Source organism: Thalassobacter sp. HA4-2 (assembly GCF_055693705.1).
The window spans coordinates 2351222-2375341 of sequence record NZ_JBVFUK010000001.1 but is presented as its reverse complement, the minus strand read 5'-3'; the positions used below and the strand labels follow the sequence as shown (position 1 = coordinate 2375341).

The following is a 24120-nucleotide window of genomic DNA, read 5'->3' as shown; positions in this document are numbered from 1 at the left end:
GTTGACACCTTCGGGTGCTTGAATAACTCGAAAACGCGGACTAAACCCACCGCAAGTTAGCAACGGACCAAGGCACCTTTCCCATGACTTATGTCGTTACCGACAATTGCATCGCTTGCAAATACACTGACTGCGTCGAAGTTTGCCCCGTGGATTGTTTCTACGAGGGGGAGAACATGCTGGTGATTCACCCGGACGAATGTATCGATTGCGGCGTGTGCGAGCCTGAGTGCCCCGCCGACGCGATCCGCCCGGACACAGAGCCTGACATGGAAAAGTGGGTTGAGTTCAACCGCAAGTACTCCGAGGCGTGGCCCGTGATCATCACAAAGAAAGATCCTCTGCCCGATGCAGAGGCGCTGGATGGTCAGGAAGGCAAGCTCGAGTCGCATTTTTCCGAGGCGGCGGGCGAGGGCGGTTGATCGGCGAATCGCTGGAAACGCGCAAAGTCAACACCTTTGGGTGGGCTAAGGTGCTGTGAATAGGTCTGTTTTCACGCAATCCTAGCTGTGTGGCCCTTACATGGGGCCGGTTTTTATGGTATGTATACTCATGCGATGGGTGCCTGTCGCTCGCAGGGTGTCTGCCACCCCTGCGCCGAAAAACTGAAAAGCGCGATGTGCAAACCGGCCGGACCTGTCTGGCTGTGTGGCATTTTGCGCTGAAAAACGTGAGAAAGGGTCCTGCATATGAGCAAGTCCAAACCAGAATTCCGTCCCGATGATTTCGTTGTGTACCCGGCCCATGGCGTTGGCCAGATCGTGTCCATCGAAGAACAGGAAGTTGCGGGCTTTGCGTTGGAATTGTTCGTGATCTCGTTTGCCAAAGACAAGATGACCCTGCGCGTCCCGACCCACAAAGCGACCGAAGTTGGCATGCGCGGCCTGTCCAGCCCGGACGTCGTGGCCCATGCCATGAAGACCCTGAAGGGCAAGGCCAAGGTCAAGCGCGCCATGTGGTCCCGCCGTGCGCAAGAGTATGAGCAAAAGATCAACTCCGGGGATCTGATCGCCATCGCCGAGGTTGTGCGCGACCTGCACCGCACCGATGATCAGCGCGAGCAATCCTATTCCGAACGTCAGTTGTACGAAGCCGCGTTGGAACGTCTGACCCGCGAGCTTGGGGCGGTCGAAGGGGGCAATGAAACCCTCGCCTCCGAACGGATCGGTGCCGTTCTGACGGCGCGCGTCGCAGCGGCCTGACGCGCGAACAAACCACACAAAAGGGCGTCCAGTGGGGCGCCCTTTTCACGTTCCGCCTGTCACGTCAGGGCTATGGTCACGACCATAAGGCAAGCGATTTCAGTGACTTGCTGCGTGGCTCCAAGGATGTCGCCCGTTTGCCCCCCGATCTTGGCCTTGGCAATCGCGGCCACAGCAACGGTGGCAGCTGCGGCCGATACGATCAATCCGAAGGGCGCAACGCCACTTGCAAGGGCGACGATCCCGGCCACGAGGATTGCACCCACCACGCATACCCCGCCGGGCCGCCCGGTGGCCTGTGACAGCCCCGTTGATCGCGCATGGGGCAGGGCCCACATCACCGCGACCATGCCCGCCCTCGACAGCGCGGCAATGGCCAGCACGCACCACGGGGCGAGGGGCAGAACCACCGCCAACAGCGCGGCCCGCAGGCCCAGCGATAGCACCAAGGCGATGACACCGTAGGCCCCGATATGGCTGTCCTTCATGATCTCAAGGCGTTTTTGCACCGTCCATCCGCCCCACAGCCCATCGGCGGTATCGGCCAACCCGTCCTCGTGCATGGCCCCGGTGGTGATCACCAGCACGGTCAGGCAGATCAGGGCCGCCGCGATCGCGGGCAGCCCAGCCCACAGCGCCCCCACGCCAGCGGTCACACCCAGCCCGGCCACAAGGACACCTGCCAACGGATAGGCCCAAGCCGCCTGCGCCGTCCGCCCACTCGAAAAATCCGCATGAATTGGAAACCGCGTCAAAAGGGACACCGCCAAACGCAGATCGCCTGTGATAAACGCTCGTTTCATCAGTTGTTCCTTTCCGAAACCTTGGGCTATCTGGTCCCATCGTGATCCACACAGACCGGAGTTCGCCCATGTTTGCCACCCCTGCCGCGTTTTTGGACGCCCTGTCAAATGCGCCCGCCCTGGACACTGCGGCGGCTGCCGCTGCTGCGGATCGCAATGGGCAATTGACCAAGCCACCGGGTGCCCTCGGGCGGCTGGAGGATTTGGCCCAATGGTACGCCGCGTGGCGGGGCGATCCCCGCCCCACGATCACGGCCCCGCAGATCGTGATCTTTGCCGGGAATCACGGGGTTTGCGCACAGGGCGTGTCTGCCTTTCCAGCAGAGGTGACGGTGCAAATGGTCGCCAACTTTGAACATGGCGGGGCGGCGATCAACCAGTTGGCTCGGACCTTCGGGGCCAAGCTGGACGTGCACCCCCTTGATCTGGAACGACCCACCGCCGATTTCACCACCGCCCCCGCGATGTCGGAGGCCGAGTTCTTGGCGGCCCTCTCCGCTGGCTGGCAGGCCGTGGACCCGGCGGCTGACCTGCTGGTGACGGGCGAAATGGGCATCGGCAACACCACCTGCGCCGCGGCCATCGCGGCGGCCTTGCTGGGCGGGCAGGCGTCGGACTGGACGGGGCGGGGCACCGGCGTGGACGACGCGGGGCTGGCCGCCAAGACAACCGCCGTAGCCACTGGTCTGGCCCTGCACACAGATCGCGCGCCCCTAGAGGTGCTGCGCTGTCTGGGCGGGCGCGAGATTGCCGCCATGACCGGCGCCATCGCCGCCGCCCGCCACCACCGCATCCCGGTCATCTTGGACGGCTTCATCTGCACCGCAGCGGCCTTGGTGCTGGCCAAGGCGCAATCGGGCGCGCTGGATCACTGCGTGGCGGGCCATGTCTCGGCCGAGGGGGCCCATGGCCGCGTGCTGGAAGCGCTTGGAAAAACGCCCCTTTTGTCCATGGACATGCGGCTGGGGGAAGGGTCCGGCGGCGCGCTGGCCATCGGAATTCTAAAGGCGGCCTTGGCCTGCCACTCCGGCATGGCAACTTTTGCAGAAGCAGGCGTTTCAGACGGCGCTTGAGGCTTGCCAAACCCCGCGCAGCCCGGTAACAGGCTGCGCAGTGCCCCTATAGCTCAGCTGGTAGAGCAACTGATTTGTAATCAGTAGGTCCGCGGTTCGAGTCCGTGTGGGGGCACCATCTTTGCCAAAAGGTTGAGACTTCGTTGTGTTTTAGGCAGCTGCACCTGCGTGCAGGTCGCCTTGGAAACACTGAGTGCGCGCGTCTCAATTGCGCTGAATTTCGAGCCGTGCTGCGACGCCCCTCGATCCGTCTTCAAATTCCAAAGTGCCGCCGTGCAGTTTGGCGATCGTCGCAACAATCGTCAGGCCCAATCCGTGGCCGTCGATGGTGGCGGTGTCCTCGCCGCGTTGAAACGGGGCCATGAGGGCCTCGATGTCTTGTGCACAGGACTGGGTGCCTTCATCCTCGACCACAACGGTCGCAGTCGCGGCGGTTGCCTCGATGGAGATATGGGCGCGGCGCCCGTATTTCAGGGCGTTTTCGATCAGGTTGGTAACTGCGCGTTGCAAGGCCACAGGACGCGCGCAGACGATGACGTCCTGTTCCCCTGGGACGATGCCCTGACCCTGGCGCGACATGAAGATGGAGCGCCCGCCCTGAACGATCACCTCTTTGCTGTGATGCAGCCTCACTGGCCGCCCGGTGTCGTGGTAATCCGCCACGATCGCATCCACGAGAGAGCTGAGCGAGAGTTGGCGCGGCGTCTCGGCGTTCATTTCGACATTGGTATAGTTCAAGACGCTTTCGATGATGCCGGTCATTGTGTCGATGTCATTCTCGAATTTCTGGCGCAGCTCGGTGTCCGGGATCAGGGCCGCCCGCAGTCGCAGGCGTGTTGCAGGCGTGCCCAGATCGTGGCTGACGCCCGAGAGAACAGCGGCGCGGCTGGCCAGTTGCTCGCGTTCCAGTTCCAGATAGCCGTTCACCGCGGCGACAATCTCGCGCAGCTCTTGCGGGCCGGTGGCGTTGTACTGCGTCGGCCCCCCGACGCGGCGGCGGTTGCGCAATTGGTGCGCAAAGGAGGTAAAGCCTGCCGACAGGTTGAGCGCCTGCGTAATCATCGTACCCATGGCGACAATTGCCAAAAACACAGCCAGCAATCTGAGGTCCGCCGGGCTGGCGTCGCAGCCCCACACCGGGTTGCCGTCAATGCGCAGCCACGGTCCGTCGCCCATCCGGGCGAGGACAATCGGGTCGCTGCAGAAAGACGCGAACTTGGCGGTGACAGCGCCGGTGGTTTCTGCCGCGGTCTGGCCGGTACGGTTGGGCAGATCGGCGATGTTGTAGGTGATGTCCGGGGACAGCACGGCAAGGGTCAGGGGCAAGCCAATCCGTTGCGGTGTGACATCGGCGGAGACCGGGATGATCGTGAGGCGCGACGCGGAACTGGCCCCTGTGATTTGGCGAAACTGACCTGCGGCAGCGTGCGATTGATCTCGGGCCGAGAGCGCCACAAGGGTCACCCCGGGGGCGGCGCCGTGCCATTTTGCAAGGCGTCATAGAGCGTGACACCGGCGATATAGGCGCCACTTTGATGGGCGCGCCAACTGGCCGAAGAATGCATCCAAAGCCAAACCGAAAGCCCGCCGGCCAGAAAGGCTGCGCTGACAAAGATCAGGCCAATGGACCGCAGGTTCGACACGGCCGGGCTTAACCTTCCTCGGCCACGACATCGACGGAAAAGACGTATCCCATGCCGCGTTCCGTCTTGAGAATTTGCGGGGCTTTGGGGTTGGTCTCTATCTTGTTGCGCAAACGTCCAACGAGAACGTCAATGGAGCGCCCGATAGCCTCGGTGGATTGGGACGCGCTGCCGGTCACGTCAAGGGCGGTTGCAATCTCGGCCCGGGTCAGGGGAATATGGGGGTTGGCCAGCAAGACCTGCAACAACGCGGTTTCGCGCTGTGACAGGGCCACTTGAACATCGTTGGGGGACAGGACCTCGTCGGTCTTGGCGCGGTAGGTCCAGCCTGCAAAATGGAATGTCTTGGTGTTGCGACGGTGCACCAAAGACGACGACCGCCGCGCGCGCGACAACACCGCCTTGACCCGTGCCAACAGCAAATCGGGATTGAACGGTTTGGTGATGTAATCGTCGGCCCCAACCGCATAGCCTTCCATCCGCTGATGATCAGCCGAAAGGGCGGACACCATGATCACTGGCACATCCTGTTCTGCACGTAAGCGCCTGCAGATGTGCAGCCCGTTTTCATCCCCCAGCATCACGTCCAGCAAGATCAGATCAACGCGTCCCCCGTCCAGATGGGACTGCACCTCGCGCTCGGTCGAGGCGGGCAGGGCAATCGTTCCGTTCTGGCGCAGAAACTGTGTCATCATCTGACGCATGTCAGAATCATCGTCGACGACAAGGATGCGCGGGATCGCCATGATCTGCCTTTCTGTGCTGCGAGGTGGACGTACCTTAACCGATCGTATCACCACCTATGTAACAACGTGCAACAGAATCGAGTCCAACGTAACATCGTGTAACGAAGTCGACGACTAATCGTATTTCCGCTTGGAATACCCGCTATGCGTCAATTGCAATGGTGGGTCGGAATAAGGCGTATTTGGTCCACGTCCCACTATGGGGTGACATAATTTCTGGGAGGAAATCACAAATGACACTCAAACTTCTTGGTGCCGTGTCCGGCATGGCGATCGTCGCCGCGTCCGCTGCATTTGCCGATGGCCACGCATCACCCGAAGCCGAAGTTCTGCACTACTGGACCTCTGGCGGCGAAGCGAAATCCGTCGCCGTTCTGCAAGAAGAGTTTGCCGCAGGCGGGGGCACATGGACCGACATGCCCGTGGCCGGTGGCGGCGGTGACGCAGCCGGTTCTGCCCTGCGCGCACGTGTTCTGGCTGGCAACGCCCCGACGGCTGCGCAAATCAAGGGCCCGGCGATCCAGGAATGGTATGAAGAGGGCGTTCTGGCTGACATCTCGGCTGTTGCTGAGGCCAACAACTGGTCCGATATCCTGCCCGCCGCAATCGCAGGCCACATGAAATGTGAGGGCACGTGGTGTGCGGCACCGGTCAACGTGCACCGCGTGGACTGGATCTGGGCCAACGCCGAAGTCCTGTCGTCCAATGGCATCGAAATGCCCACCACATGGGACGAGTTCAACGCCGCCGCTGAAAAGCTGCAAGCGGCTGGCATCATCCCTCTGGCACATGGTGGTCAGGCTTGGCAGGACGCGACCGTGTTTGAAGCGGTCGCCCTGGGCATTCTGGGCGCTGACGGTTTCCGCAAAGCCTTTGTGGAACTGGACATGGACACCATCAAGTCCGACGACATGAAGGCCGTGTTCGACCAGATGCGCACCATGCGTGGATTTGTTGATGGCAACTTTGCAGGTCGTGACTGGAACCTGGCCACCGCAATGGTCATGAACGGCGAAGCCGCCTTCCAGATCATGGGGGACTGGGCAAAGGGTGAATTCGTGGCTGCGGGCAAGGCGCCTGGGACAGACTTCCTGTGTGCCTCCACGCCGGGCGAAGGCTTCCTTTACAACGTCGACAGCTTTGCGATGTTCGCCGTGGACGGTGACAACAAGCAAGCAGGCCAAGCCCTGTTGGCCGAGTTGATCGTCGGCGCAAGCTTTCAGGAAGTGTTCAACCTGAACAAAGGTTCGATCCCTGTGCGCACAGACGTCGCGTTGGACAACTTTGACAGCTGCGCGGTTCTGTCTGCCAGCGACATGGCCGCCAGCAACGAAGGTGGTTCCCTGCTGCCATCCTACGCCCACGGCATGGCCCTTCGCGGCGCGCAGGCTGGTGCGATCACCGACACTGTGACCGCGCATTTCAACTCTGATATGTCGTCTGATGACGCCGTTCAGATGTTGGCCAACGCCATCGCGAACAGCATGTAAACGCTTCCTCCCTCCTCTCCCGCGCGCGCGTGGGGGAGGACCCTTCAAGGAATATCCAATGACCAAGTGGCTTGAAGAACACATGCCCAAATTGGTGTTGGCCCCCTCGTTTATCGTGGTCCTGGTCTTCGTCTATGGCTTCATCGCCTGGACGGCGTGGGTGTCGTTGACGCGGTCGCGGCTTTTGCCAAGATACGAGATTGACGGCTTCATCCAGTATGACCGACTGTTCGCCTCCCCCGTTGGGATACGGCGTTCAGCAACCTGTTTGTCTTCGGGTTCTTGTTCATCGTGATTGCGATGATCCTTGGCCTGATCCTTGCCATTCTGCTGGACCAAAACATCCGGACCGAGGGCGCGATCCGTACGATCTATCTCTACCCCATGGCGCTTTCGATGATTGTGACCGGGACGGCGTGGAAATGGATCCTGAACCCCGGTCTGGGCCTAGAGGCCACGGTACGCGGTTGGGGGTTTGAAGATTTCACCTTCGACTGGCTCGTGAACCCCGACATGGCGATTTACACCGTGGTGATCGCCGCGATCTGGCAAAGCTCCGGCTTTGTGATGGCGTTGTTTCTGGCGGGTCTGCGGTCGGTGGACCAAGAGATCATCAAGGCCGCCCAAGTCGATGGCATCCCCACATGGCGCGTCTACACCGCCATCATCATTCCCGCCATGGCCCCGATTTTCCTGTCCGCCTTCATCGTGCTGTCCCACCTTGCGATCAAAAGCTTCGATCTGGTGATTGCACTGACAGGCGGTGGCCCCGGCTACGCGACCGACCTTCCTGCGACCTACATGTACACGATGGCGTTTTCGCGCGGTGACATCGGTCAGGCGGCCAGTTCCGCGATGATCATGATGGCTGTCGTGTTCACCATTGTGGTGCCTTACCTCTATTCAGAATTGAGGACCAAAGATGAGTGATATGTCTTACACCGCTCCTCAATCGGGCAACCGGGCGGCCAAGATTGTCCTGCGCTGGACGCTCTATATCCTGCTGGGTCTGTTTGCCCTGTTCTACCTGATGCCGCTGTTCGTGATGATCACGACATCGTTCAAAAGCCTCGATGAAATTCGCACAGGCGATCTGATGTCCCTGCCGCGCGAGGTCACGCTGGATGCCTGGCGCACGGCATGGTCGGGCGCCTGCACCGGCATCCAATGCGAAGGCGTGCGTCCGTTCTTCTGGAACTCGGTTCTGATCGCGATCCCAGCGGTTCTGATTTCCACCCTGATCGGTGCGCTGAATGGTTACGTCGTGGCACAATGGCGGTTCAAAGGGGCCAACCTGTTCTTCGCGCTGATGCTGTTTGGGTGCTTTATCCCGTTTCAGGTCGTCTTGCTGCCCATGGCGCGGATGCTGGGCCTGATGGGGATGGCGGGCACGATCCCGGGGCTGATCTTTGTCCATGTCATCTACGGCCTTGGGTTCACGACACTGTTCTTTCGCAACTACTACGTGTCGATCCCGGCCGAGCTGACCAAGGCCGCCAAGGTCGATGGGGCAGGGTTCTTCCGCATCTTCTGGTCGATCTTCCTCCCGCTGTCGCTGCCCATCATCGTTGTGACCGTCATCTGGCAGTTCACCCAAATCTGGAACGACTTCCTGTTTGGCGTGTCCTTTTCTCAGGCGGGCACGCAACCTGTGACTGTTGCGCTCAACAACATCGTCAATTCAACCACTGGCGTCAAAGCATACAACGTGGATATGGCCGCCGCGATCATCGCGGCCCTGCCAACCTTGGTTGTCTATGTCGTTGCTGGCAAATACTTCGTCCGCGGTCTGACCGCTGGATCCGTGAAAGGCTAAACCCATGGCTCCCATCCTCGAAATCAACAACCTGTTCAAAAGCTATGGGTCCGTTGAAATCCTCAAAGACATCAACGTCTCCATCGAACAGGGCGACTTCCTTGTACTCGTCGGCCCGTCGGGCTGCGGTAAATCCACGCTTTTGAACTGTATCGCAGGGCTGGAGCCGATCACCGGCGGCACGCTCAGCATCGGTGGGCGTGACATGACCCATGTGAACCCCAAGGACCGCGACATCGCCATGGTGTTCCAGTCCTACGCCCTTTACCCCACGATGACCGTCGCCAAGAACATCACCTTCGGCATGAAGGTGCGCGGCGTCGATCAGGCCACGCAGGACGAAAAGCTCAAGCGAGTGGCCGCGCAGTTGCAGATTGAACCGCTGCTAAAGCGCAAGCCCGGCCAATTGTCCGGCGGGCAGCGTCAACGTGTGGCCATGGGCCGTGCACTGGTGCGCGATCCCAAGCTGTTCTTGTTTGATGAGCCGCTGTCCAACCTCGACGCCAAGCTGCGTGTCGAAATGCGCACCGAGATCAAGGCCCTGCACCAACGCCTCGGCGCCTCCATGGTCTATGTGACCCACGACCAGATCGAGGCGATGACCCTTGCCACCAAGATCGTGGTCATGAAAGGCGGCGTGATCCAGCAGATCGGCACACCGGCGGAAATCTACAACCACCCCGCCAATCTGTTTGTGGCCGACTTCATGGGCAGTCCCGCCATGAATCTGATCCCCGCCAAGACACGGCAGAATGGCAAAGGGCTGGAGGTTGAAATCGCCCGCGAAACCGGCGGCCCGATCACATTGATCGACACGAAAAACAAGGACCTGCCCCAGAATGTCATCTTGGGCGTGCGCCCCGAGGATATCGCCGATGCCTCTTTGCGGGGTGGCGAGGGTCGCCAAGAAGCCGATTGCCTGATCGACATCGTGGAACCTGCGGGGGCCGATACCTACGCCGTGATGCAATTGGGCGGCAAACACGTGACCGCACGCCTGCACGCCGAAACCTCTGCCGTTGCGGGGCAAAACCTGAACCTTACGTTTGACCTCGGCAAGGTGTCCTATTTCGCACCCGAAACCGGCGAGCGTCTGAATTAGGCCATAGGGCCTATAGCGGATATCGGCGGCACACACGCCCGCATGGCTGTATGCGCCGATGGTGTGATGGATCAGGGTTCATTCGAAAGTATGCCAATGCAGACGTGGACGGTCTGGATCACCTGCTGCGTGCACGCGTCGGCGCAGGGTCCACACGTCACAGGCCGACCTTTTGCGCGTAAGGGTCAACCGCACGTCGCCAGCCGTGACCCCTCACTTTGCCCACAGATGCGCGCCGAATGACACGGCCAACATCACCAGCGTTACCCTTCGACAAAGGACGCGCTGTGCCTGTCAGAGTGGACATCTTTAATTCTTCCATCCCTTATCCGTTCCACAGCCATCGTCGATGGCGAAGAGTGGCACAAGGAACCACTCTCTCGGTGTCACGGGGTGGCCGAAGGGACCGGGGATTTTGATCTCCAGACGGGCGGTTTCGAAAACGCGGTGCAACAGGTTTTCCAGTTTCACTCGGTTGATGTTGTAAAGGGCGTAGGTCGTGACGATCTCAACATCCGCCATCAGGAACGTCGGGTCGAGCCTGGCATTGGTGATCCTGCGTTCGACACTGCCACCTGTGACGCCGATCTTGCGCAGCAGGTCACGGTTGTCGGCAACGATGGGCAAGTCTGACTTTGAACGTCAGACATAGATGATCCCGCTGGCCTCGTCGCCATCGGCTTTCGCGTCAGAGAAGAGCGGCCCCGCCACGGGATCGCTGATCGTGCGGCTGGTGGCATCTTTGCTCATGGCGCGGTGGAGCGAGCGCATCAGCAGGTTGCCCTCGGCGCTCGTCTCAGGTGGCCTGGTTGTGCGAAGGCCCGCATCCAGATCAGACTGGACCTTGTCAAAGAGCGGTTTGAACGTGTCGAAGTCGCAGCAGGTTTCTCGGTTGGCGATCTCTTCTGCCGCGCGTTTTTCCGCGACAGGGCGCACATGCTTGAGGGTTGTGATGTCGGCGGCATTGGCGTCCATGTCGGCGAGGTCGGCGGCCAGATCGTCGAGATCATCATTCATGGCAACCCTCCTTGCAGAGCCGCATGAAGGCCGTGGCGCCTTCGGCCATCAGCTTTTCATAAGGGCCGGCGGCGGTTACATGCGCTCCACGACCGTTTTCCTTCTTGAAGCGGCCGGCCCGCTGGGCCCATTTGATCGCGTCTTCCGGCGTGATCGGACTGCGCTTGGCCGAGATCACCGAGGCTACCTGTTTAAGGCTCTCCTCGGTCATCGACTTGGCAACGATGTTATAGGCTTCACCGAATGGGTTGAAGCTGTCGATCAGGTCGATGTCAAGGTCGCGCAAATCGTCCAGAAACAGCGGGTTCAACACCTTCAGGATGTTCGGCACCGAGGTGTAGTGCATCCCCAGTTTCGATCGCTCCTCTTCGTCCGCGACGGCCTGAACCATCGACCCAAAGATGTCGGGGTTGATCTGATCCCACGGCAGCCCGCCGATCTGGATCAGGTAGCGCTGCGCGATCAGAGAGAATTTGGGCGTCTCGTGTGAGCCGCTGAGCAGCCGGCCGTTGACGTAGGGAAACTGGTTGGCCCAATTGGACAGACCCGCGATGGGCCAGAAGAAGACAAAGTGGTTTGGCAGGTTGGTGTAGGTGCAGCCCAGCGGTTCGCCGGTCACCAGATCCTCCGCCTCGATCTGCTGGCCGTCCGTGGCCATGACAAAGCGGACCTTTTTGCGCTTGGTCTGGGTCGCCTTGCCGTCCCTGACGGCGGTCAGTGTGGCGGGCATGTCGCCCGGGGCGCAGGTCTAGATGTGGATGGACCCCGCTTGCAGGACGCCGCCGATGTCGGATTTGTTGGACGTGCCCGAGCGCAGCTTTCTGGATCGCGCGGTGGAGGTGTCGAAACATTCGAGGAAGGCAACGGGAAACGCCGCGCCATCATAGGGGGCGTCGGCCAGGTCCCTGATGGCCTGTTCGATCTCGACTGCGTTCATCGGTGTCTACCGTCGATCTGGGAGTGTCCGGTTCGGGTGACGGTAACGCGGATCGGCTCTGTTAATCCAGCGGCGGTGTCGTTTGTCTTGAGGCGGGGCAGCTTTGGGGCGGTTTGCGGTGCGCGGCGCGCGCGGGGGGGCTAGCGTCGCCGCCCCAGCAGCCAGACAAAGAACACACCGCCCACCAGCCCTGTGACGATGCCGATGGGCATATCCTCGGGTGCCATGATGGTGCGGGCGACGATGTCGGCCCACAGCAGAAAGATCGCCCCGATGAGGGCCGAGGCGGGCAGGACGCGGGTGTAATCCCCGCCGACGATCATGCGGGCCACATGGGGCACCATCAGGCCCACGAAGCCGATGATTCCCGAGAACGCCACCATCACCCCGGTGATCAGCGCGCCCACCACAAAGACCGCCAGCCGGAACCGCGCCACGGGGATGCCAAGGGTCGAGGCGGTCTCGTCCCCCACGGTCATGGCGTTCAGCGCGCCTGCGCGGGTCATCAGCCACGCGCCACAGGCCACAAGGATCACAAGGGGGTAGATCAGCTGGCTCCATTGTGCCAAGCCCAGACCCCCCAGCATCCAGAACACCACCGTATGGGTTGCGCGCGGATCCCCCAGAAAGATCAGCACATTGGCCAAAGCCATGATGATGAACGACACCGCCACCCCGGCCAGCACCAGCCGGTCCGCGCTGGTGGCATCGGCAAAGCGGCTGACGGCCAGCACCACAAGGGTTGCGGCCAAAGCCCCCAGAAAGGCCAACAGGGGCACGGTCAGCAGGCCCAGAAACAGCCCCGTGTGCAACAGGGCAAGGATTGCGCCGAAGGCCCCGCCTGATGAGATACCCAACAGATGGGGGTCGGCCAGCGGGTTGCGCGTGACCGCCTGCAGGCTGGCCCCGACCACGGCCAGCCCCGCGCCCACCATCATCGCCAGCAGGGCGCGGGGAAAGCGGATCTCCCAGACAATCGCGGCGCGGCCTTGTGACCATGTGGGCTCGACCGTGCCCGGGGCGACCTTGTTGGCCAAGACGCCCCAGACTGTCCCCACGGGGACAGACACCGCCCCTACGGACACCGCGATGGAGGTCGAGATCACAAGCGCCACCAGCCCCACCAGCACCAGCCAGACGCGTCCGCCCGTGCTGTGGGACCATGGGCCTGTGATCTGGGACATGGTCACTGCCCCCAGAAGGCGGCGGCGAGGGTCTTGATGGCCCGGATATTGCGGGGGCCCGGTGTGGCCTCGACATATTCGAGGGTGACGAAACGGTCGTTCTTGACCGCGTCAATGTCCGCAAAGGCGGGATTGGACATCATGAAGGCGCGCTTTTCCTCGGCGGTGACGTTGCCGTAGTTCACGATCACGATGACCTCGGGGTTGCGTTCCACGACCTCTTCCCATGTGACGGTGGCCCAGCTTTTCTCGAAGTCGTCCATGATGTTGGTGCCGCCCGCGGCCTCGATCAGGGCGGTGGGCATGGCGTAACGCCCGGCGGTAAAGGGCGTGTCCTCGCCGCTGTCATAGACAAAGACGCGCGGGGGGTGCCGGTGTCGAGGGTCGCGCTGAAGGCCGCAAGGTCCGCCTTGTAGCCGTCAATCAGCGCGGTGGCTTTGTCCGCAACGCCAAAGATCTGGCCGAGGTTGGAAAGGTCGGTGTACATGTCCTCGATGCTGGCCTTGTCCTTGTCCATGATGTGGGTGCAGCTTTCGGTCAGCTCGTAGACCTGTACGCCAAAGGGGGCCAGGGTTTCGGGCGTGACTTCGCCGCCCACCTTCATGCCGTAGTTCCAGCCCGCAAAGAAAAAGTCTGCGTCCGCGCCCACGATCACCTCTTTGCTGGGATATTTCGCGGACAACTCAGGCAGGGCTTGGACCCCGGCGCGGATCGTCTCGTCCAGTTTGTGCCAGCCCGAAATACCCGTGTATCCCACCATCCGGTCGGCCAAGCCCAGGACGAGCATCATCTCAGTCAGGTTCACGTCGTTCGAGATCGCGCGCTGTGGGGGCGCGTCGAAGGTGACGGTGCGGTCGCAGCTTTGCACGGTGGTTTGGCCAAAGGCGGCGGTGGTGGTCAGCATGAGGGCCGTTGCAAGGAGCGGTGTCTTCATGGGTGTGGTCTTTCGTGAGGTAGGTGGAAGGTCATGTGATCGGTCCCCGTGGGGGCCAGTTGGTGGCGTCGCGTCTCCACGCGAAAGGCATGGGCGACGGTGCGGGCGCACAGCACGTCCGCAGGCGCGCCGTAGCCCTGACAGTGCCCGTCCTTGAGCAGCAGCAGGTCGTCGCAGACGTCCGAGGCAAGGTTCAGGTCGTGCAAAGAGGTGACAATCGTAAGCGGTAGCTTACGGATCAGGTCCAGCACCTCCAACTGGTGGCGGATGTCGAGGTGGTTTGTCGGCTCGTCCAGAATCAACAGGCCCGGTTCCTGGGCCAGCGCCCGGGCGACCATGACCCGCTGACGCTCTCCGCCCGAAAGGGTGGACAGGTGACGGTGGGCAAAGCCTGTCAGGTCCAGCCGCTGCAGGGCCGCGTCGATGACGTCCCGGTCCCGCGCCCCGTCCGTCCCGCCAAAGCCCTTGCGGTGGGGCGTGCGGCCAAGCGACACGATCTCTCGCACGGTCAGGGCGAAATCGCTGGGCTGTTCCTGCAACACCGCCGCCACGCGCCGGGCCACGTCGCGGGCGGGCAGGGACCAGATGTCGGCCCCGTCGATGCACACCTGCCCGGTGGCGGGTTTGTGGTAACGGTAGAGCATGCGCAGCAGGGTCGTCTTGCCCGCCCCGTTTGGGCCAACGATGCCCAGTACCCGCCCCGCCGCCAGATCAAAGCTGACCGGGTGCAGCAGGGGTACTGCGCGCGGGTTCGGCCCCCAGGACAGGTCGCGCACCTGTAGGGCGGCGGTCATGATGCGCGCGCCTTTGTGGCCTCTATGGCGATCATGGCCGAGGGGACCCGGGCCAGCGTCGCGGTGCGCAGCTTGCCCGGCCGGTCCACGGACGAACACCACCCGTCCTCAAGCGCGGCGTAGTCGCGCGCAAAGGTCAGCAGGTCCTCGATATCCGTGTCGGGATCAATGTCCCCGAACAGATAGGTCGCCTTTTGCGTGCCGTGATAGGCCACGGTGCAGGGCCGGTCGCAGCCCGCCATGCAGGCCACCCCCGACACCTCGAAGGTGTCGGTGACACTGTCGCCCGCCGCCGCAATGGCGCGGCGCAACCGCTCGATCAGCGCATAGCCCGGGCGGCACTGGCTGCCCTTGTGTTTGCAGGACGTGCAAATTGTGATTCTGTGTTCCATCGGTCACCCCGCCGAAAAGGGCGGGTGTGCAAAGAACCATGTCGCGGCGAAAGGTTCCGCTGTGCCATCATATGCTCCTGACCAGGCACCCCGCCTGTCAAAGTTAAAGGGCCGCTGGCCGAGGGCCGCGGTGATGGCAGGTCTCCTGACTTGCGGGTCTGGGCTTTTCCGCGCCTTCCCGACCCTTGGGGCCAGTGGCTTGTGCGAAATCGCTCACCGCTCACAGTTGCGGGGGCAGTCACGGATTCGGCGCGCGTTGGCTCCTCCTCACCGTGTTCCCTTTTCATCTCATCGGCCTTTGGCACCCGAGAACCATCGCGCAAAGTAAAAGAACACTGGGGCCCGGGGGTCAAGCCAAACCGCACAGGCCGTGACCCTTTGTAACCGAGGATCCGCGATTGAGTGCAAAGGGGGAAGAGTGGTGCTGCTGGAGAGAATCGAACTCTCGACCTCTCCCTTACCAAGGGAGTGCTCTACCTCTGAGCTACAGCAGCCCGCTGCGTGAGCGGGGATTAGACCGGATTGAGAAAGGCCGCAAGGCCTATCTGGACGCTTTTTGCATAGCAGGCTACACCGCCCCCACGATGACAGACAAAACACCCAAACCCGCGAAATCCGCACCGGGCGCCCGCGAAGACCGGCTGAAGGCCGCGCTCAAGGCCAATATGGCCAAACGCAAGGCGCAACAGCGGGCGCGTAAAGGCGGGGCCGAGGCACAAAAGGACAGTAAAGATGGATAGCATTCACGTCACGGGGGGGCCGCACTGAACGGGTCGATCGCGATTGCGGGGGCCAAGAACGCGTGTCTGACGCTGATGCCTGCGACCTTGCTCAGCGACGCGCCGTTGACCCTGACCAACGCCCCGCGCCTGTCGGACATCCGCACGATGACCACCCTGTTGCAGTCCTTGGGCGCCGAGGTGTCCAGTCTGGCCGATGGTCAGGTTCTGGCCATGTCGTCCCACGACATCCACAACCACACGGCGGATTATGAAATTGTGCGCAAGATGCGCGCCTCGATTCTTGTGCTGGGCCCGCTGCTGGCGCGTTTTGGCCATGCTATTGTGTCCTTGCCGGGCGGGTGCGCCATCGGCGCGCGTCCGGTGGATTTGCACCTGCAAGCCCTGGAGGCGTTGGGCGCGGATCTGGAATTGCGCGACGGCTACGTCCACGCCAAGGCTCCGGGGGGCGGTTGAAGGGCGGCAAGATCGACTTCCCCCTCGTCTCGGTCGGGGCGACGGAAAACGCCCTGCTGGCGGCGGTTCTGGCCAAGGGCACGACCGTGATCACCAACGCCGCGCGCGAGCCGGAGATCACCGACCTTGTGGAATGTCTGCGCCGCATGGGGGCGCAGATTGACGGGGACGGCACGTCTACTCTGACCATTGAAGGCGTGGATCGTCTGGGCGGGGCCACCCACCCGGTGGTCACGGACCGGATCGAGTTGGGCACCTACATGCTGGCCCCGGTGATTGCGGGCGGGCAGGTGACCCTGCCCGGCGGGCGGCGCGACCTGCTGGAGGCGTTTTGCCAAAAGCTGGAGGCCGCGGGCGTCGAGATCACCCAAACCGCCGAGGGGCTGACCGTGCGCCGCACCGGCGACCGCATCCGTGCCGTGGACGTGGTGACCGAACCCTTCCCGGGCTTTCCCACGGATTTGCAGGCCCAGATGATGGCGCTGCTGTGCACGGCCGAGGGTGTGTCGGTGCTGGAGGAAAAGATCTTCGAGAATCGGTTCATGCACGCGCCCGAGCTGATCCGCATGGGCGCCAAGATTGACGTCCAAGGCGGCACGGCCAAGGTCACCGGGGTGGAGCGTTTGAAAGGCGCGCCCGTGATGGCCACGGACCTGCGCGCCTCTGTCTCTTTGATCCTGGCCGGTTTGGCGGCGCAGGGCGAGACACGGGTCAGCCGGGTCTACCACCTGGATCGCGGCTATGAACACGTGGTGCGCAAGCTGGGCGGTGTCGGGGCCACCATCGAAAGGGTCAGCGGTGAGTGACGCGCGTTTCGAGGATGCCGACGAGGCGCCCCTGCGCCTGATCGCGCGGGACCCAGAGGATTTGGCGGCCATATCGGCCCTGATCCAAGACGCGGTGCTGCCCGGGTCAGAGATGACATGGGACGCCCGCGCGCGGCGCTTTGCCCTGCTGGTCAACCGTTTTCGCTGGGAAAACGCAGATCGCACGGTCCAGCGGGTGCAGGCGGTTCTGGCCTTTGAGGACGTGATGAAGGTCGCAAGTCAGGGCATATCCCGGGACGCCGACACCATCCTGTCGATCCTGTCCATGGCCTGGACCCCGGGGGCCGATGGCACGGGCCGGATCGAGATCACCTTTGCCGGGGACGGGGCCCTGGCGCTGGAGGTAGAGTGTCTGGAGGTGTCCTTGCGCGACGTCACGCGGCCTTATCACGCCCCCTCCGGTCAGACACCTGCGCACGACATCTGACGGCGGCGGGTATTTTTGACCCAATGAAGCCGGGAGGGCGATGCGCTGGGGGCGGGCGTTGTTTTCGGGTGCGGGGGCCGCGTTAACCTTAATGACGCCCTAACTTGAAGGCGCGTAAAGCGCGATCTTGAGGCTGTCTGCCCCCCGGGGTAGGAGGGCGTGAAACGGAGGGGCCGATGCCTGTTTTTCTCGATAGCACCGACACGGATTTTGAGGCGGGCTTCGCCGCACTGCTGACCGCCAAGCGCGAGGATGCGCCCGATGTGGACGACACGGTCGCCGCGATCATCGCGGACGTGCGCGCCCGGGGCGATGCGGCTGTGATCGAACTGACGCAGCGGTTTGACCGCATGTCCCTGACGCCCGACACGCTAGCCTTTTCCGCAGACGAGATTGCCGCCGCCGTGGCCCAAGTGCCCGCGGAGGAGCGCGACGCGCTGGAGTTGGCCGCCGCGCGGATCCGCGCCTATCACGCCCGCCAGATGCCCCAAGACCAGATGTGGGAAGACGAGACCGGCGCGCGCCTAGGCTGGCGCTGGGGGCCTGTGGATGCGGCGGGGCTCTATGTGCCCGGTGGTTTGGCGTCCTACCCGTCCAGCGTGTTGATGAATGCGATTCCGGCCCAGGTGGCCGGGGTCAAGCGCCTGACCATGTGTGCGCCCACGCCCGGCGGGGTGGCCAATCCGCTGGTCCTGCTGGCCGCGCACCTGTCCGGGGTGGACACCGTCTATCGCATCGGCGGGGCGCAGGCCGTGGCGGCCATGGCCTATGGCACCGAAACCATCGCCCCCGTGGACAAGATCACCGGCCCCGGCAACGCCTTTGTCGCCGCCGCCAAGCGTCGCGTGTTTGGCAAGGTCGGGATCGACATGATCGCCGGCCCGTCCGAGATTTTGGTGATTGCCGACAAGGACAATGACCCCGATTGGATCGCCGTTGATCTGCTGTCCCAGGCCGAGCACGACGAAAGCGCCCAGTCCATCCTGATCACCGATGACGCCGCCTTTGGGCGCGCGGTGGAGCAGGCGGTGGCAAAGCGCCTTGAGACATTGGAACGCCGCGCCATTGCCGGGCCCAGCTGGCGGGATTATGGCGCGATTGTCGTGGTGCGCGACCTGAGCGAGGCGGCGGCCCTGTCGGACCGGATCGCGCCCGAGCACCTTGAACTCTGCGTGGCTGACCCGGTTGCCCTGTCGCAGCAGATCACCCATGCGGGGGCGATTTTCCTGGGTCAGTGGACGCCCGAGGCTATTGGCGACTACATCGGGGGGCCGAACCATGTGCTGCCCACGGCGCGCTCTGCGCGGTTCAGCTCTGGCCTGTCGGTGATGGATTTCGTCAAACGCACGACCCTGGCCCAGATGACGCCCGAGGCTCTGCGCGCCATTGGTCCCGCGGCGGTGACGCTGGCGACCTCCGAAAGCCTGGAGGCCCACGGCCTGTCCGTGTCCGCGCGGCTGGACCGGCTGAACAGGGCCGATTGACGCAATCCCTCGCGGCGCTGGCATGCGGTGGACCTGCGCGCTAGAAAGACCCCGAGGGAAGCGCAACCACACCAAGGACGCCACATGTCTGCCCAGATAAGTCACATAGATATCGACGATTCCGGTCTTCCCACGCCAACCCCCGAGATCGAGCAGGAACGCAAGGTTGCGATCTTTGACCTGTTGGAAGACAATTCCTTTCACCTTGAGGCGGCCAATGCGCCCCCCGGGCCGTACCGGCTTGGCCTTGCGATCCGCGAACGGCGTCTGGTCTTTGACGTGGCCACCGAGGACCACCAGCAGGCGGGGCAGTTGATCTTGGCCCTTGGCCCGTTCCGGCAGGTGGTGAAGGATTATTTTCAGATCTGCGAAAGCTATTTCGACGCGGTCAAACGCCTGCCCCCCAGCCAGATCGAGACCATCGACATGGCGCGTCGCGGCATCCACAACGAAGGGGCCCGGGTGCTGCAAGAACGTCTGGAGGGCAAGGTGACGATCGACATCGACACCGCCCGTCGCTTGTTTACCCTGATCTGCGTGCTGCACTTCGGCGCATGAGGGACGAGGACCTGCAATCGGTCTTGTTTTGCTGCGATCACAACGCGGTCCGATCCCCCATGGCGGAAGGGATCATGAAGAAACTCTGCGGCACCTCGATCTATGTGCAATCGGCGGGGGTCAAGAATGACCTTGAGATCGACGGCTTTGCCATTGCCGTGTGCGAAGAGATCGACGTGGAACTCAGCCGCCACCGCAGCCGGTCCTTTGCCGAGATGCAGGAATGGGGCGACGACCTGTCCGGCTTTGATCTGATCGTGGCACTCAGCCCCGCAAGCCAGCGCATGGCGCTGGAATTGACCCGGGTGTTCAGCCTCGACGTGGAATACTGGCCCATCATGGACCCAACGGGGCTGGGCGAAACCCGGGATCACAAGCTCGACAGCTACCGGCAGGCCCGCGATCAGATACAATCGCGTATTCTGGAGCGATTTGGGCCGATCAGGTAACGGAACCTTTACAACCTTGTCCGTAAACATGGCGCAGATGGTGTCATTGTGAGGAACGGACATGAACGCACATGCGGGTAAAATTGTGGGTCAATGGGATGGCGTGGACCGCCGTGCACAGACGCCGGAACAGCGCATTCTCAAGGCGCTCAGCGCCGTTTACGCGACAATCGAATTCAAACCCGATGGTACGATTGTGCAGGCAAACCCGAATTTTCTGGCAGCCACAGGGTATCAATTGTCCGAGATTGTGGGCCGCCATCACCGTATTTTCATGCCGCCCGAGGATATTCCGACCGCCGAATATCGCGGGTTTTGGGACCGTATTTCCAAGGGCGAAACCTTCTCGGGCACCTACCGGCGCAAGCGTAAGGATGGGTCTGATATCTGGATCACGGCCACCTACAATCCGCTGTATGATGACGACGGCAAACTTGTGGGCGCGTTCAAGCTGGCCGCCGATTGCACAGCGGAAAAGGTCGGACAGTCTGCCGTGATGGACGGGATCAACGCGCTGGTGCGCGGGGACATGTCCCACCGCTTGCCCGACACGCTGGCCGGGGATTACGCACCGATCCGGGACTCCTTCAACCACATGATGACCAAGTTCGCACGCCTGTTTGCGGGGCTGCAAGACCGGTCTGATCAACTGGATCAAACGGGTCAGGGCCTGTCCCAGAACGCGGTTTCCTTGCGTCAACGGGCCGAGGATCTGGCCCAGGGGATCGGATCGATCCGCACAACCGTGGACGAAGTGACCCGGTCCGTGGGCCATATCTCGACCATGGCTGCGGGCAGCGAGGACCAGATCACCCAAGCGGCAGAGCGGTCGGTGGATGCGGCCCAGGTTGTGGCCCAAGCGATCGCATCCATGCGCAAACTCGAAAAGCTGACCAAGGACGTGAACCACGTCACCCGCGTGATCGAGGGGGTCGCCACCCAAACCAACATGCTGTCGATCAATGCCTCGGTCGAGGCCGCACGTGCGGGCGAGGCGGGCCGCGGGTTTGCTGTCGTCGCTTCCGAGGTGCGCACGCTGGCCGAACGCTCTGCCAAGGCCAGCGCAGAGATTGATAGCCTGATTGCCCAATCCACCAAGGAAGTGGCCCAAGGCGTCGCCCTCGTCGCCAAGGCGGGCGAGGCATTGGACAGCATCCAAGAGGCTGTGGGCACCGCCACCCAGAAATGCGTCGATATCAACCGCGACACGCAAGGTCAGGCGCAGGATATGGAACGCATCAACGGTGCCCTGTCCAAAATGGCAGATCAAACCGATCAGCTGGCCCATATGGCCACATCCAACAATGGACACGCCGTCACGACGACACAGGCCGTGGCCGAATTGCGCAAGTCGGTACAGTCCTTGACCCAAGGTCGAACGTGAGCGCGGTCCTGTCTTTGGAGCCCATGCGCTTTTGACTTGAATTAGAAAGGTTTTGCGCGCATCTAAAGCGCGCCCACAATTGGTGGGTGTTTAGTGTGGAGTGAACATGGCCAAGGAAGAACTGCTCGAATTCCCCGGTGTCGTGAAGGAACTTCTGCCCAATGCGACATTCCTGGTCGAGCTGGAAAACGGCCATACCATCATCGCACATACGGCAGGCAAGATGCGCAAGAACCGCATCCGTGTTCTGGCAGGTGACAAGGTGCAGGTCGAAATGACCCCCTATGATCTGACAAAAGGTCGGATCAACTACCGTTTCAAATAAGTCCGTGATCGGGGTGTTCTGCGCTGCGGTAGGTCTGTCCGGGCCGAATTGGCATATGCGCGATGCCGTCTGATCAGATGAAACTGATACTGGGATCCGGCTCGCCTCGGCGTCTTGACCTATTGGCGCAGCTTGGGCTGATCCCCGATGCCGTGCGCCCCCCTGATATTGACGAAACCTGTCACAAGGGCGAACTGCCCCGTGCTTATTGCGAACGCATCGCCACGCAAAAGATCGCGGCCATCCCCTGCGCCGTAGACGAAGTGGTCCTGTGCGCGGACACCACCGTCGCAGTGGGCCGTCGCATCTTGGGCAAACCCGCCGACCGGGCTGAGGCAGAGGCGTTTTTGCGTCTGCTGTCCGGGCGCCGGCACCGCGTGTTTACCGTGCTGGCCGTGCGCACCGCCTCCAAACAGCTGCGCCGCACCGTGGAGACGACGATCAAGATGAAACGCCTGTCCGACCGGGATATCGAGGGATACCTCAACACCAACGACTGGCAGGGCAAGGCCGGTGGCTACGCCATTCAGGGCCCCGCCGGTGCCTTCGTGCCTTGGATCAAGGGCAGCTTTACCGCTGTCGTCGGTCTGCCCTTGGCCGAAACCGACGCCCTGTTGCGCGCCGTGGGCTACAGGCCGAAGGGGACATCATGAAAGGCTGCTCGATCGTTTTGGGCCATTGGAACGGCCAGCCCGCCGCGGCCCGCGTCATTGACGGCCAGCTCGACGATTTCCTGCTGGACGATACAACCGATGCTCCCGGCCCGGGCACGATTTTTCGCGCAAAGGTGGACCGTCCGGTCAAAGGGCAGGGCGGTGTTTTCCTGAAATTGGAACCGGGCACGACCGGCTTTTTCCGTCAGGCCAAGGGCCTTGCACAGGGCGCTGTCTTTCTGGTGCAGGTGACAGGCCACGCCCAGGACGGCAAGGCCGTGCCTGTCACCGATAAAATCCTATTTAAAAGCCGGTACTGCATCGTCACCCCCGGCGCCAAGGGGATCAACGTGGCGCGCTCCGTCCGCGATGACGATCTGCGCGAAACCATTCTGGCCGCAGCGCACGAAGGTTTGCCAGAGGAGCAAGACGGTATGGGCATGATTCTGCGCAGCGCCTGCGCGGACGCGGCCCCCGAGGATATCGCAGACGACGTGGCCGAGACTTGGGCCCTTGCCGCCGGCATCATGGCCGATCCCGGCACTGGGCCGGAACGGCTGTTGGACGCCCCTGATGCCCAGACGCTCGCATGGCGCGACTGGGTGGACCCCAAGCCCGACGAAATCCTGACGACCGGGTTCGAGGCGGCGGGCATCACTGACATGATCGCGGCCCTGACCTCGCCACGCGTGCCCCTTGGCGACGCCGACGCCTACATCGAACCCACCCGCGCCTTGGTTGCGGTGGATGTGAACACCGGGCGCGACACGTCACCGGCGGCGGCGCTCAAGGCGAACCTGGCCTTGGCCCGCGCGCTGCCCCGGGCGCTGCGCACCCGCGGCCTTGGCGGCCAGATCGTCATCGATCCGGCGCCCATGCCAAAGAAAGACCGCCGCGCTTTTGAAGAGGCGTTGCGCGGTGCGTTTCGCAAAGACCCCATCGACACCGCCTTGGTCGGATGGACAACCCTTGGCCTGTTCGAGTTGCAGCGCAAACGCGAACGCCGCCCGGTCCGGGACCTGCTATGACGTGCCCGATTTGCAAGAAAGAGACCGACCCCACCTATCGGCCCTTTTGCTCCAAACGCTGCGCCGATGTGGATTTGGGGCGTTGGATGACGGGTAGCTATGCGGTGGAAACGGACGAGACGCCGGACCCCGGTGAAACGCCGCCCGATGATCGGCTGCACTAGGGCAAAATTGCCGACCTGCGCGACATCTTGCACGGTTTTTGCGCGACACGTGCAGGATCATGCACGAGTCGCGCCCTAGATAAATCCGCGCCAGCGCAGAACAATTAACAGCAGGATAATCACCACGAGGATTTGCCACGCCACGGTGGCAATCAGGGACGACTGCTTGCGCTTCTTGATCTTCTTGGGGCGGATGCTTTCCAGATGGTCCCGCACCACACCATAGCTGGCAGAGACTTTGGCGGGGTCGGTTTTCAGGGCCAGCTTGGGGTGCTCCACCCGCTTGGATGTGTCGACCAGAAACTCCATCTCGCGGCGCACGCGACCGGGCATCTGTTTGCGAACGCTGGCAAATTTCGCCTCGACATCCTTGCCCTTGGCGTCCAGACGTTCTGCCAGCAGGGCGTCTACTTTCTCGATCATTTCGCGTACAATTGCGGGCTGCATGGGGCCTCCGGGGACTGTGCTGCGACCATAGGCTGCGCGGGCCGC

General features: G+C 62.5%; 28 protein-coding genes, 2 tRNA genes, 3 pseudogenes and 1 riboswitch. Of the genes and pseudogenes, 19 read left to right on the top strand and 14 right to left on the bottom strand.

The window, feature by feature from the left end; genetic code table 11:
• The first annotated feature begins 83 nt into the window (after positions 1 to 83).
• Positions 84 to 422: a ferredoxin FdxA gene (gene fdxA / locus ACZ1G0_RS11870; RefSeq protein WP_472737129.1), complete on the top strand. Its 339-nt coding sequence runs from the start codon at positions 84 to 86 to the stop codon at positions 420 to 422.
• A 267-nt stretch (positions 423 to 689) separates the two neighbouring features.
• The gene (locus tag ACZ1G0_RS11865) at positions 690 to 1202 is read left to right on the top strand and encodes a CarD family transcriptional regulator (RefSeq protein WP_472737128.1); all 513 of its coding nucleotides are present in this window, start codon (positions 690 to 692) and stop codon (positions 1200 to 1202) included.
• A gap of 59 nt (positions 1203 to 1261) precedes the next feature.
• On the opposite strand, the gene ACZ1G0_RS11860 is transcribed toward ACZ1G0_RS11865, so the two are convergent.
• Complete coding sequence (locus ACZ1G0_RS11860; RefSeq protein WP_472737127.1) at positions 1262 to 2005, bottom strand: adenosylcobinamide-GDP ribazoletransferase; 744 nt, start codon at positions 2003 to 2005, stop codon at positions 1262 to 1264.
• A 68-nt stretch (positions 2006 to 2073) separates the two neighbouring features.
• Here ACZ1G0_RS11860 and cobT point away from each other — a divergent pair, with 68 nt between their 5' ends.
• Together cobT and ACZ1G0_RS11850 are read left to right on the top strand one after the other, a co-directional pair.
• Positions 2074 to 3078, top strand: coding sequence for a nicotinate-nucleotide--dimethylbenzimidazole phosphoribosyltransferase (gene cobT / locus ACZ1G0_RS11855; protein WP_472737126.1), 1005 nt, complete (start codon positions 2074 to 2076; stop codon positions 3076 to 3078).
• 42 nt (positions 3079 to 3120) lie between these two features.
• Positions 3121 to 3196 (top strand) — tRNA-Thr (locus ACZ1G0_RS11850).
• Positions 3197 to 3282: 86 nt separating this feature from the next.
• Here ACZ1G0_RS11850 and ACZ1G0_RS11845 read toward each other — a convergent pair.
• Genes ACZ1G0_RS11845 through ACZ1G0_RS11835 form a run of 3 tightly spaced genes read right to left on the bottom strand, consistent with a single transcriptional unit; the run spans position 3283 to position 5467 of the window.
• A complete protein-coding gene (locus tag ACZ1G0_RS11845) occupies positions 3283 to 4542 on the bottom strand; it encodes a sensor histidine kinase (RefSeq protein WP_472737125.1) in 1260 nt (419 codons plus the stop codon).
• Positions 4539 to 4721, bottom strand: coding sequence for a hypothetical protein (locus ACZ1G0_RS11840; RefSeq protein WP_472737124.1), 183 nt, complete (start codon positions 4719 to 4721; stop codon positions 4539 to 4541). The genes ACZ1G0_RS11845 and ACZ1G0_RS11840 overlap by 4 nt, the downstream gene beginning before the upstream one ends.
• An 8-nt stretch (positions 4722 to 4729) precedes the next feature.
• The gene (locus tag ACZ1G0_RS11835) at positions 4730 to 5467 is read right to left on the bottom strand and encodes a response regulator transcription factor (protein ID WP_472737123.1); all 738 of its coding nucleotides are present in this window, start codon (positions 5465 to 5467) and stop codon (positions 4730 to 4732) included.
• A gap of 233 nt (positions 5468 to 5700) precedes the next feature.
• Here ACZ1G0_RS11835 and ACZ1G0_RS11830 point away from each other — a divergent pair, with 233 nt between their 5' ends.
• The 4 genes and pseudogenes from ACZ1G0_RS11830 (at position 5701) to ACZ1G0_RS11815 (ending at position 9875) form a co-directional block, all read left to right on the top strand.
• A complete protein-coding gene (locus ACZ1G0_RS11830; RefSeq protein ID WP_472737122.1) occupies positions 5701 to 6957 on the top strand; it encodes an ABC transporter substrate-binding protein in 1257 nt (418 codons plus the stop codon).
• Positions 6958 to 7015: 58 nt separating this feature from the next.
• A pseudogene (locus ACZ1G0_RS11825) lies at positions 7016 to 7887 on the top strand (carbohydrate ABC transporter permease).
• Positions 7880 to 8773, top strand: coding sequence for a carbohydrate ABC transporter permease (locus ACZ1G0_RS11820; RefSeq protein WP_472737121.1), 894 nt, complete (start codon positions 7880 to 7882; stop codon positions 8771 to 8773). Before ACZ1G0_RS11825 ends, ACZ1G0_RS11820 begins: the two are co-directional and overlap by 8 nt.
• Positions 8774 to 8777: 4 nt before the next feature.
• Entirely contained in the window at positions 8778 to 9875 is a 1098-nt protein-coding gene (locus tag ACZ1G0_RS11815) for an ABC transporter ATP-binding protein (protein WP_472737120.1), read from the top strand.
• 309 nt (positions 9876 to 10184) lie between these two features.
• Here ACZ1G0_RS11815 and ACZ1G0_RS11810 read toward each other — a convergent pair whose 3' ends face one another.
• The 9 genes and pseudogenes from ACZ1G0_RS11810 to ACZ1G0_RS11770 form a co-directional block, all read right to left on the bottom strand.
• The gene (locus ACZ1G0_RS11810) at positions 10185 to 10502 is read right to left on the bottom strand and encodes a GIY-YIG nuclease family protein (RefSeq protein ID WP_472737119.1); all 318 of its coding nucleotides are present in this window, start codon (positions 10500 to 10502) and stop codon (positions 10185 to 10187) included.
• Positions 10503 to 10517: 15 nt separating this feature from the next.
• Positions 10518 to 10892 (bottom strand): hypothetical protein, encoded by a 375-nt coding sequence (locus tag ACZ1G0_RS11805; RefSeq protein ID WP_472737118.1) that lies wholly within the window; start codon positions 10890 to 10892, stop codon positions 10518 to 10520.
• The gene (locus ACZ1G0_RS11800; RefSeq protein ID WP_472737117.1) at positions 10885 to 11622 is read right to left on the bottom strand and encodes a type IIL restriction-modification enzyme MmeI; all 738 of its coding nucleotides are present in this window, start codon (positions 11620 to 11622) and stop codon (positions 10885 to 10887) included. Before ACZ1G0_RS11800 ends, ACZ1G0_RS11805 begins: the two co-directional genes overlap by 8 nt.
• A gap of 18 nt (positions 11623 to 11640) precedes the next feature.
• Positions 11641 to 11829 carry a hypothetical protein gene (locus ACZ1G0_RS11795; RefSeq protein WP_472737116.1) on the bottom strand — a complete coding sequence of 63 codons (189 nt, stop codon included), beginning with the start codon at positions 11827 to 11829 and terminating at the stop codon, positions 11641 to 11643.
• A gap of 140 nt (positions 11830 to 11969) precedes the next feature.
• A complete protein-coding gene (locus ACZ1G0_RS11790; RefSeq protein ID WP_472737115.1) occupies positions 11970 to 13013 on the bottom strand; it encodes a FecCD family ABC transporter permease in 1044 nt (347 codons plus the stop codon).
• A 2-nt stretch (positions 13014 to 13015) separates the two neighbouring features.
• A pseudogene (locus tag ACZ1G0_RS11785) lies at positions 13016 to 13947 on the bottom strand (ABC transporter substrate-binding protein).
• Positions 13944 to 14741 carry an ABC transporter ATP-binding protein gene (locus tag ACZ1G0_RS11780; RefSeq protein WP_472737114.1) on the bottom strand — a complete coding sequence of 266 codons (798 nt, stop codon included), beginning with the start codon at positions 14739 to 14741 and terminating at the stop codon, positions 13944 to 13946. Before ACZ1G0_RS11780 ends, ACZ1G0_RS11785 begins: the two are co-directional and overlap by 4 nt.
• Entirely contained in the window at positions 14738 to 15133 is a 396-nt protein-coding gene (locus ACZ1G0_RS11775) for a DUF1636 family protein (protein WP_472737113.1), read from the bottom strand. Before ACZ1G0_RS11775 ends, ACZ1G0_RS11780 begins: the two co-directional genes overlap by 4 nt.
• Before the next feature lie 118 nt (positions 15134 to 15251).
• Positions 15252 to 15465: riboswitch (cobalamin riboswitch) on the bottom strand.
• Positions 15466 to 15552: 87 nt separating this feature from the next.
• Positions 15553 to 15627: transfer RNA gene (locus ACZ1G0_RS11770), tRNA-Thr, on the bottom strand.
• A 90-nt stretch (positions 15628 to 15717) separates the two neighbouring features.
• Here ACZ1G0_RS11770 and ACZ1G0_RS11765 point away from each other — a divergent pair.
• From ACZ1G0_RS11765 to ACZ1G0_RS11715, 11 genes and pseudogenes are all read left to right on the top strand, one after another.
• Positions 15718 to 15873, top strand: a complete 156-nt coding sequence (locus ACZ1G0_RS11765; RefSeq protein WP_472737112.1) for a hypothetical protein — start codon at positions 15718 to 15720, stop codon at positions 15871 to 15873.
• Positions 15866 to 17135: pseudogene (murA, locus tag ACZ1G0_RS11760) on the top strand (UDP-N-acetylglucosamine 1-carboxyvinyltransferase). The gene ACZ1G0_RS11765 and the pseudogene murA overlap by 8 nt, the downstream one beginning before the upstream one ends.
• The gene (locus ACZ1G0_RS11755) at positions 17128 to 17583 is read left to right on the top strand and encodes a DUF2948 family protein (protein ID WP_472737111.1); all 456 of its coding nucleotides are present in this window, start codon (positions 17128 to 17130) and stop codon (positions 17581 to 17583) included. Before murA ends, ACZ1G0_RS11755 begins: the two are co-directional and overlap by 8 nt.
• 176 nt (positions 17584 to 17759) lie before the next feature.
• Positions 17760 to 19067 (top strand): histidinol dehydrogenase, encoded by a 1308-nt coding sequence (gene hisD, locus ACZ1G0_RS11750; RefSeq protein ID WP_472737110.1) that lies wholly within the window; start codon positions 17760 to 17762, stop codon positions 19065 to 19067.
• Positions 19068 to 19151: 84 nt separating this feature from the next.
• Positions 19152 to 19625: a UPF0262 family protein gene (locus tag ACZ1G0_RS11745; protein ID WP_472737109.1), complete on the top strand. Its 474-nt coding sequence runs from the start codon at positions 19152 to 19154 to the stop codon at positions 19623 to 19625.
• Complete coding sequence (locus ACZ1G0_RS11740; protein WP_472737108.1) at positions 19622 to 20074, top strand: arsenate-mycothiol transferase ArsC; 453 nt, start codon at positions 19622 to 19624, stop codon at positions 20072 to 20074. The genes ACZ1G0_RS11745 and ACZ1G0_RS11740 overlap by 4 nt, the downstream gene beginning before the upstream one ends.
• A 61-nt stretch (positions 20075 to 20135) precedes the next feature.
• Positions 20136 to 21458, top strand: coding sequence for a methyl-accepting chemotaxis protein (locus ACZ1G0_RS11735; RefSeq protein WP_472737107.1), 1323 nt, complete (start codon positions 20136 to 20138; stop codon positions 21456 to 21458).
• Positions 21459 to 21564: 106 nt separating this feature from the next.
• Positions 21565 to 21783 carry a translation initiation factor IF-1 gene (infA, locus tag ACZ1G0_RS11730; protein WP_008186030.1) on the top strand — a complete coding sequence of 73 codons (219 nt, stop codon included), beginning with the start codon at positions 21565 to 21567 and terminating at the stop codon, positions 21781 to 21783.
• 77 nt (positions 21784 to 21860) lie between these two features.
• A complete protein-coding gene (locus tag ACZ1G0_RS11725) occupies positions 21861 to 22436 on the top strand; it encodes a Maf family protein (protein WP_472737106.1) in 576 nt (191 codons plus the stop codon).
• Entirely contained in the window at positions 22433 to 23464 is a 1032-nt protein-coding gene (locus ACZ1G0_RS11720; protein WP_472737105.1) for a ribonuclease E/G, read from the top strand. The genes ACZ1G0_RS11725 and ACZ1G0_RS11720 overlap by 4 nt, the downstream gene beginning before the upstream one ends.
• Positions 23461 to 23628 carry a DNA gyrase inhibitor YacG gene (locus ACZ1G0_RS11715; protein WP_472737104.1) on the top strand — a complete coding sequence of 56 codons (168 nt, stop codon included), beginning with the start codon at positions 23461 to 23463 and terminating at the stop codon, positions 23626 to 23628. The genes ACZ1G0_RS11720 and ACZ1G0_RS11715 overlap by 4 nt, the downstream gene beginning before the upstream one ends.
• Positions 23629 to 23703: 75 nt before the next feature.
• On the opposite strand, the gene ACZ1G0_RS11710 is transcribed toward ACZ1G0_RS11715, so the two are convergent.
• Positions 23704 to 24051 carry a hypothetical protein gene (locus ACZ1G0_RS11710; protein WP_472737103.1) on the bottom strand — a complete coding sequence of 116 codons (348 nt, stop codon included), beginning with the start codon at positions 24049 to 24051 and terminating at the stop codon, positions 23704 to 23706.
• Positions 24052 to 24120: the final 69 nt, after the last annotated feature.